At 37.7% G+C, this 6,802-nt stretch carries 9 protein-coding genes; all 9 read right to left on the bottom strand.

Features of this window, described 5'->3' with window-relative positions:
• Positions 1-51: 51 nt before the first annotated feature.
• Positions 52-282: a GlsB/YeaQ/YmgE family stress response membrane protein gene (locus K4H96_RS10745; RefSeq protein WP_002893807.1), complete on the bottom strand. Its 231-nt coding sequence runs from the start codon at positions 280-282 to the stop codon at positions 52-54.
• A gap of 94 nt (positions 283-376) precedes the next feature.
• Positions 377-1,618 (bottom strand): aminopeptidase, encoded by a 1,242-nt coding sequence (locus K4H96_RS10750; protein WP_223337666.1) that lies wholly within the window; start codon positions 1,616-1,618, stop codon positions 377-379.
• Positions 1,619-1,639: 21 nt separating this feature from the next.
• The gene (locus K4H96_RS10755; protein WP_002893811.1) at positions 1,640-1,792 is read right to left on the bottom strand and encodes a hypothetical protein; all 153 of its coding nucleotides are present in this window, start codon (positions 1,790-1,792) and stop codon (positions 1,640-1,642) included.
• 87 nt (positions 1,793-1,879) lie between these two features.
• Positions 1,880-2,158 (bottom strand): type II toxin-antitoxin system YafQ family toxin, encoded by a 279-nt coding sequence (locus tag K4H96_RS10760; protein ID WP_002916507.1) that lies wholly within the window; start codon positions 2,156-2,158, stop codon positions 1,880-1,882.
• Positions 2,151-2,414, bottom strand: coding sequence for a type II toxin-antitoxin system RelB/DinJ family antitoxin (locus K4H96_RS10765; protein ID WP_002908676.1), 264 nt, complete (start codon positions 2,412-2,414; stop codon positions 2,151-2,153). Before K4H96_RS10765 ends, K4H96_RS10760 begins: the two co-directional genes overlap by 8 nt.
• A 108-nt stretch (positions 2,415-2,522) precedes the next feature.
• On the bottom strand, positions 2,523-4,379 hold the full coding sequence (locus K4H96_RS10770) for a DUF262 domain-containing protein (protein WP_227956522.1): 1,857 nt from the start codon (positions 4,377-4,379) through the stop codon (positions 2,523-2,525).
• Positions 4,373-5,719, bottom strand: coding sequence for a DUF262 domain-containing protein (locus K4H96_RS10775; RefSeq protein ID WP_227956523.1), 1,347 nt, complete (start codon positions 5,717-5,719; stop codon positions 4,373-4,375). The genes K4H96_RS10770 and K4H96_RS10775 overlap by 7 nt, the downstream gene beginning before the upstream one ends.
• Positions 5,720-5,759: 40 nt before the next feature.
• A complete protein-coding gene (locus K4H96_RS12280) occupies positions 5,760-5,882 on the bottom strand; it encodes a hypothetical protein (protein ID WP_263281030.1) in 123 nt (40 codons plus the stop codon).
• Positions 5,883-5,968: 86 nt separating this feature from the next.
• On the bottom strand, positions 5,969-6,802 hold an 834-nt coding region (locus tag K4H96_RS10780), incomplete at its 5' end, for a WYL domain-containing protein (RefSeq protein WP_457810472.1).

Below are 6,802 nucleotides of genomic sequence, written 5' to 3' on the forward strand. Positions count from 1 at the left end.
TATCATTATCAAAAATACCTAGATAGAAACTATCTAGGTATTTTTTCTATTCTAACTATCCCGTCTCCAGAAAATAGCCAAGAGGATAACTGCTCCTAGCACTGATGGAACAATAGCTGTATCAGCCAGCATTGGTCCCCAATGACCAAAAAGAAATTGACCTATCAAGGAACCAAACCAACCCAAGAGGATTTTTCCGATACAGCCCATGCGCTCCCCTCGGCTGGTAATAGCTCCGGCGATAAGGCCGATAATAAAACCGACAAACATACTACCAATCATATATGCCCCTTCTTTCTATATTTCTAGCAAGGCTTCACAAGAAGCAAGTGGAAGCTATCATTATGGAATGCGCCATTTAGGGCAGCTCGAAATCTTAGATTGCCCAGTCTCCATTTCTAAAGATTGCTACGCGGCTGCCATCTTCGCGGATACCGTCAATATCCATCTGGTTAGAGCCAATCATAAAGTCCACATGGACATCCGATTGGTTGAGACCCACTGCTTCCAACTCTTCTTCAGAGAAGTTCTCTCCGCCGACTACACTGGTCGCATAGGCTGCACCGATAGCCAAGTGGTTAGAAGCATTTTCATCAAAAAGAGTATTGAAGAAGGTGATGCCTGACTGGGAAATCGGGCTTGGATCTGGTACCAAGGCACACTCACCTAAAGCACGCGCACCAGCATTTTCAAAGACAAGATCCTTCATAACCTGGTCGCCCTTTTCAGCAGTAATGTCCACAATCTGGCCATCCTTGAAAGTTACCTTAATGCCTTCGATGATGTTGCCATTGTAGCTGAGCGGCTTAGTGCTAGTCACATAACCTTCAGCCCGGCGGAAGTCCGGTGCTGTAAAGACCTCTTCTGTTGGCATATTAGCAATGAAATACTCGCCCTGGGCATTGAGACTGCCAGCTGACTCCCAGTGATGGTTCTTTGGCAAGCCCAATGTCAAGTCTGTTCCCGGAGCTGTGTAGTGCAGAGCAGTAAATTGCTCCTCATTTAGAACCTTAGCTTTTGAGCTGAGTTTTTCTTCATGGGCCTGCCAAGCGGCTACTGGATCATCCTCATAGACACGGCAGGTTTTGAAAATCTGATCCCAAAGCAAATCTACCGCTTCCTCATCACTGGCTGCGTTTGGAAAGACCTTCTTAGCCCACTCTGTACCCGCTGCTGCTGCGACTGTCCAGCTGACTTTATTGGATTGGGTTGCGATTCTCATCGGCTTCATAGCTATCCCCATAGCTTTAGCAGAAGCCGATAATTTCTCAGCATCCACGCCATTCAAAGCCCCCGGATCAGATGAACGAACGCCCAAGCGGCTGGCTTTCTTTTCGAGGAGATAGTTCATCTCAGCCACCTTATAGTCTGGAACATTGTCCAAGCGCTCCATCGGCGCATGGAGGAATTTCTCCCGCGTAGTCAAATCATCCGCCCACTGGACGATGACCTCGTGAGCCCCCAGAGCATAGGCTTCCTTGACAATCAAGTGAGCCAGCTCACGCTGCTCCACATCAATATTGAGCGCCACCGTGTGACCCGGCTGCACATTGATACCATTGGCAACCAATAGTTTAGCGTATTTTTCTAAGTTTTCTTTAAAATTTGGCAGAACCATGCTGCTTCTCCTTTTCTTTTGTTATTTCTCTTTAAACAGGGACAGTAGGCTAACCGCTGCCACTGTGCCGCAAATCAAGGCAGTCATTTTCAAAATCGTATCTGGGTCAAGATCCAGCTGGTAATCAAAAACTTTTTGCGCTGGCTTATCTTCAGCATTTATTCTAAGTTTCATGAGAGAGTCCTTTCTAAATCATAATTCTAAGGTATGAACTCTTACTTGTACTAGCGTCTTCAGAATCCTCAATTATCTTTTAATAGATTAAAATAAATCACTATGACTGCCTGTCCTAAGCAAGTTTAAAATCAATTCTTCCTTATCCACTTTATAAACCAAGAGCCAATCTGGCTGGATATGGCATTCTCGCACTCCTTTAAAGTGCTTGGATGCTGTCAGTTGATGATCTCGATATTTGGCAGGAAGTTCCTTTTCCTGAATCAAAAACTCTAAGACTTCTTCTAACCATTCTGCCTTAAGTCCACGCTTCATAGCCAACTTAAAATCTTTTTTAAACTGTTTATGATAACGAATCTTAAGCACGTAAATCCTCCATCAAGTCTGAGACACTCACAAAAGACTGACTCATATTCCGATTTTGATCTAAATCTGCCAATACTTCCATTAGCTTCCTATTTTCATCTAGTCTAACATCAAAGGGTAGCCCTTGGTACTGAATAGCCTGACGAAGAAAAATATTGATAGCCGTTGTCATATCCATTCCCAAGCTGTTGAAAACCTGCTGAGCCTGCTCCTTGACCTCACTGTCCAAGCGGATGCTCATACTAGTCTTTGACATACTCTCACCTTCTTTCTACAGACTATTTTAACAAAAAAGAAAGCCGATGTAAATCTATTAGATATACATTAGCTTCTCAAATTCTCTATTTACGATAAATCTTATAACTTACTTTTTACTTCCTATAAATTCGTTAACCATAGGTACAATCTCGTTTTCCAGTCCTTCAATCTGATCTGATTTCCATTTAGTCTTTTCCGTTATGGCAGCCATTATTTGTAATTTTAGACTCTGACGACTAAAAATTCCTTCCCACTGTTTATATTTTGCACTCGGATCTAAATTTCCAAACTTGGAATTCTGGCTATCTGTAATGATACAAAGGTTCCCAAAGGAGTGCAAAAATTCATCATCCATTTTCTCAATTCTTTCATCACTATTGGGATTCTGAGGATGCCAATGCTCTATGGAACGCCGATATGCAAATTTGAAATTATCAAATTTAATATTCTTGTACTCTTTCTCTAATTCGGCACGATTTTCCCATAAAACATAATCCACAAAGTTAAATGCATAAACAGGAATATCCCCGTATTTCTTTATACTTCCATCCTCGGTAAACAATCTTTCTTCTGCATATCTCACTGCCATTTTTTCAAGAAAATCCTTAAAACGAGCACCAAATTCTTGATCATTTAACTCTTCAATATGCTTGTAGAGAAATTGTAAGATCTCATATAACCAACGACTATCTCGATTGGCAGTGAAGGTAACAGCAAACATGGATTGGAGGAAAATAATGTTTTTGTTTAAATTGTAAAAAGTGTTTTTTTGAAAATTAATTCGAACATATCTCCATCCACCGTTTTGATTTTGCTGGTATGTTTCGTACTTACCTCGTTTGATTTGCCATTCTGTTTCATTTTCTAATTGGACATTTTTTACGATAAAAGTATCAAATAGATGCTTCATTGTCAGAAGTAGTTGCCCAAATTGTTGGACCCATTCTCTATCTCGTCGTTCAATTTCAAAAATTTTCAATAATTTTTTATCATCAAATGTAGTTTCATTACYTCCTTCCATGATGAAAAACACTTGAAGCAAAAACGTTGGAAAATCAATTACAGTTGTATAGTTTGAAATATCTGATTCTTTACTTACTACTCTCCCCCTCTCAGATTTGTCCCCAGAAATAGCCTCTAGTAAACTTTTTTTCTCTAACTTTTCAACTCCTATCTTATCAAATACATCTAGCAATTTGAAATCAGCATATTCTTTTCCAAAAATTTTCTCCCCCTCTTCATCAGGATTGTTTGGTCTACTTCGGATTTGAAAAGCTTTTAACACAGGCTTATCAAACTCTGCACAGGCATCCCAGATTCTCGCAAATTTTTGCGACATTTCTTGATCTTCACCAAACTTAGCCATCATTTGTGCTTTAAGAATTTCATGGGCCTCTAGTTGTTCTCCTCGAGAGTTGAAACGTTCGAAATAGAGATTTAAATCTAAATCATTAGGAAGAATACTACGAAAAATAATGACTTTATCAAAAAGATAATTAAAGAACGATTGAGATTCAAATTGGCGCTCCTCTAGCACTTTTTTCAGTGCGTCATGAGSATGTCGGTAACCTCTAGTTAGTTCATTTTCATCATTCTCAGAGATTTTTTGCGTGGTGAATAACTTTTGAATATTCTCATTCGACTTCTTCCTAGCTGGGAAAGTAAGATTGACAGCTTTCAATCTATCAAAACCAAACTCATGTTTCAAAGCTAAGGCAATCAAATTAAGGGCTGTAGTCCGCTGTTGCCCATCTATGATTTTGAAAATACCATTCTCTTCATTAACGACTAATGTTCCAATATAGTAATTTTCTCTTTGTTCTTGAAAAGCATCTGCTACATCGTTCAATAATTGCTCAATTTCATCATAAGTCCAGGCAAAATTTCTCTGGTAAAGAGGAATAGCATAGCTATCTTCATTTAACAAGCGATTAACTGATAAGCTTATATGTGTTTCTACCATTTCTCTTTTTCCTCCTCTATAATCTGCTCCACAGTATAATTTTCAAATAATTCTCGATCTATCTTGACCATGAAATCATTTGGAGTTACAGCATGGGCTAAAAGTTGGAATAGTTTTTGAACATCTTCTTGTCTGAACCTTCCACCACCAGCATAGTTTCCTACCGTTGCATCATATATCGCTCGAGATTTAACACGGGGGTAATAAGACCAAATAAACAAAGTCTCTACTATTTCCTTTGATAGCTCTTCTTCTCCAAATCTTTCTGCGAAAAGCGAACAAATATTTAGGAACATATTGTGGCACTTGAGATAGCGTCCCTTTGAGCTATTGTAAATTTTCAACATACCTTCTGGGTAAGTTAAATTTTTTTCTTCCCTTTCAGCTTCATCAGAAAATCCTAACTTTTCATTTAAAAAATCTTTATGATCTCTAATAGTTTCATGGGCAAATTCGATATACTTAAAAAATTTACTTCCATCAATGATAGGCATGGTAATTGACATAGGGAACTCTTCAACATGACGATACAATTCTAGGTATGGAAAGTTCTGATTTAAATCCACACCTTTAAAATCATCGATAAAATCCTCTGTAAAACGGAGATAAGATCCATAACGCTTATTTGTTAGTCCTGTCTCTCCCCGAGACCAACGTCTCATACGAAAAAGATGTTTATCAAACAACTCTTTGAGGCTTAAATCTTTATCCTCCACAAACTGTTCCCAATTTTCAACAATCTTTTCATCTTCTGAATCTTGCTTACGAAGATKATAAGCTTTGAGCAAATCATGAGGTTCTAAAGATTTTCCACGATTATTCTGAGAATCAAATAACTGAAAGGCTTCAGATAATCGTTCCTGTGGCATAGTAATCACGGAGACAGAACAATTTTCCAATAAAAAATTGCAAATATCTTTTGCCTCATTTTCGCCAACTAATTGAGTTAAATTTTTCCACTCATTATAATTTTCACTCGCATGATAGCAAGATATCTCTCCAAATTTAGCACTCAACAGTTGATTAGCCCCCTTATAATTCTCTAAATCATCTAATAAATGAAGAAACAAAGAAATTGAAATTAGCCGTTGCTGTCCATCGACAATATCTAAGTGTCCTTCATTTTCATGGTGTCCTTCATTTTCATGCAGGATAACGGAGCCTATCTGATATTCCTTTTTCCCCATAGCATCTCGTAAATCATAAAAAAGATTACGGATATGTTTTCTGTTCCATTTATAAGGCCTTTGATAACTTGGTATTGTTAGCCTATCCCATTTCAATATTTCTGATACTTTTTTACTTTCAAACCCTATTTCTTTTTCATTGATATTCATCATTATCTCCTAAAAATCTTATCAGCATAGAATCTTTGGGCCATTAATGCTTTGGAATAATAGTAGCATTAGGAATTGCTTTTGCAAAGTTTTCTGCTACTATTTTATCAAAAAATGGTCCTGCGATTTGATTGCCAAACCTATCAACTACAATCCATTCAATCATTTTTGCCTCCTTTATTTCTTAATGGATAAATTCTACACCTTTCGGTGGACATTTTATGTCCACTCAAGTTCAAATATGAAAAATATTTATTGATAGTAGCCTAAAATTTCTTTCATCGTCTTCCGAATATCATCAACTAAAGACTGTGGCGACAAAATTTTAACGGCTTCTCCTTGACTGAGCAGCCAACGCTTAAGACCAGGTGTATATTGGCTCTCAAACTTAAAACGTGTCCATCCTTCGTCAGCTGATAAGCGCTGTGCATTAGGAAATTGGTCTAAAACAATAGTTGGATCATAACGGAATTCCAATTCAACTGTGATCTTTCTTCCTATAAAAGAGTCTACTCGCTGATTACGAATATCTCCATCCCTGAATTTTTTTCCATAGGAAATAGGAGGTTTAGATTCCTTTGTGGACTTCCAAGTCTGTATTCTGTCCAAACGCAAGGTCATGTAATGCTCATTCTTAAGATTGTAGGCTACAATGTAAAAATAATGAATATCATAGTACAGAGAAACTGGAAAAATTAAATGTTCTTTTTTATCTTGATATGGACCCTTGTAGAAAATTTTTAGCACCTTCTCCTTGCGAATCATCTCTGACCATTCCCAAATCTTTTGAATACGATTTTGCTCGTCTGTAATCGGGGCATAGTTCAGTCTTTCGCTGTTGATAATCATTTCTATTTCTTTTTGTTCCTCTTTTGAAACAAGCCCCAACAAGCTTTTTAACAAGTACTCATTTTCTACTTTATTTAAAGCTCTATTTTCTAATAAAATCTTAGAAATTATTAAAATATCTTTTTTATTAAAAAGTGATTTTCCTTTTAAATATCTTGTATGATATTTTGAATCGTATGCCAACTCCTCCAGTTGGCCAACTATCATGGGAGCCCCAATCGGAGCCAACATAACTGC

Origin of the sequence: Streptococcus sanguinis (genome assembly GCF_020729765.1) — a bacterium.
Taxonomy (GTDB): domain Bacteria; phylum Bacillota; class Bacilli; order Lactobacillales; family Streptococcaceae; genus Streptococcus; species Streptococcus sanguinis_Q.

What these genes read in the sequence shown, in the direction of transcription:
- K4H96_RS10755 (WP_002893811.1), bottom strand. Translation starts at nt 1,792, where the DNA reads ATGAAACTTAGAATAAATGCTGAAGATAAGCCAGCGCAAAAAGTTTTT.
- K4H96_RS12280 (WP_263281030.1), bottom strand. Translation starts at nt 5,882, where the DNA reads ATGATTGAATGGATTGTAGTTGATAGGTTTGGCAATCAAATCGCAGGA.
- K4H96_RS10745 (WP_002893807.1), bottom strand. Translation starts at nt 282, where the DNA reads ATGATTGGTAGTATGTTTGTCGGTTTTATTATCGGCCTTATCGCCGGA.
- K4H96_RS10750 (WP_223337666.1), bottom strand. Translation starts at nt 1,618, where the DNA reads ATGGTTCTGCCAAATTTTAAAGAAAACTTAGAAAAATACGCTAAACTA.
- K4H96_RS10765 (WP_002908676.1), bottom strand. Translation starts at nt 2,414, where the DNA reads ATGTCAAAGACTAGTATGAGCATCCGCTTGGACAGTGAGGTCAAGGAG.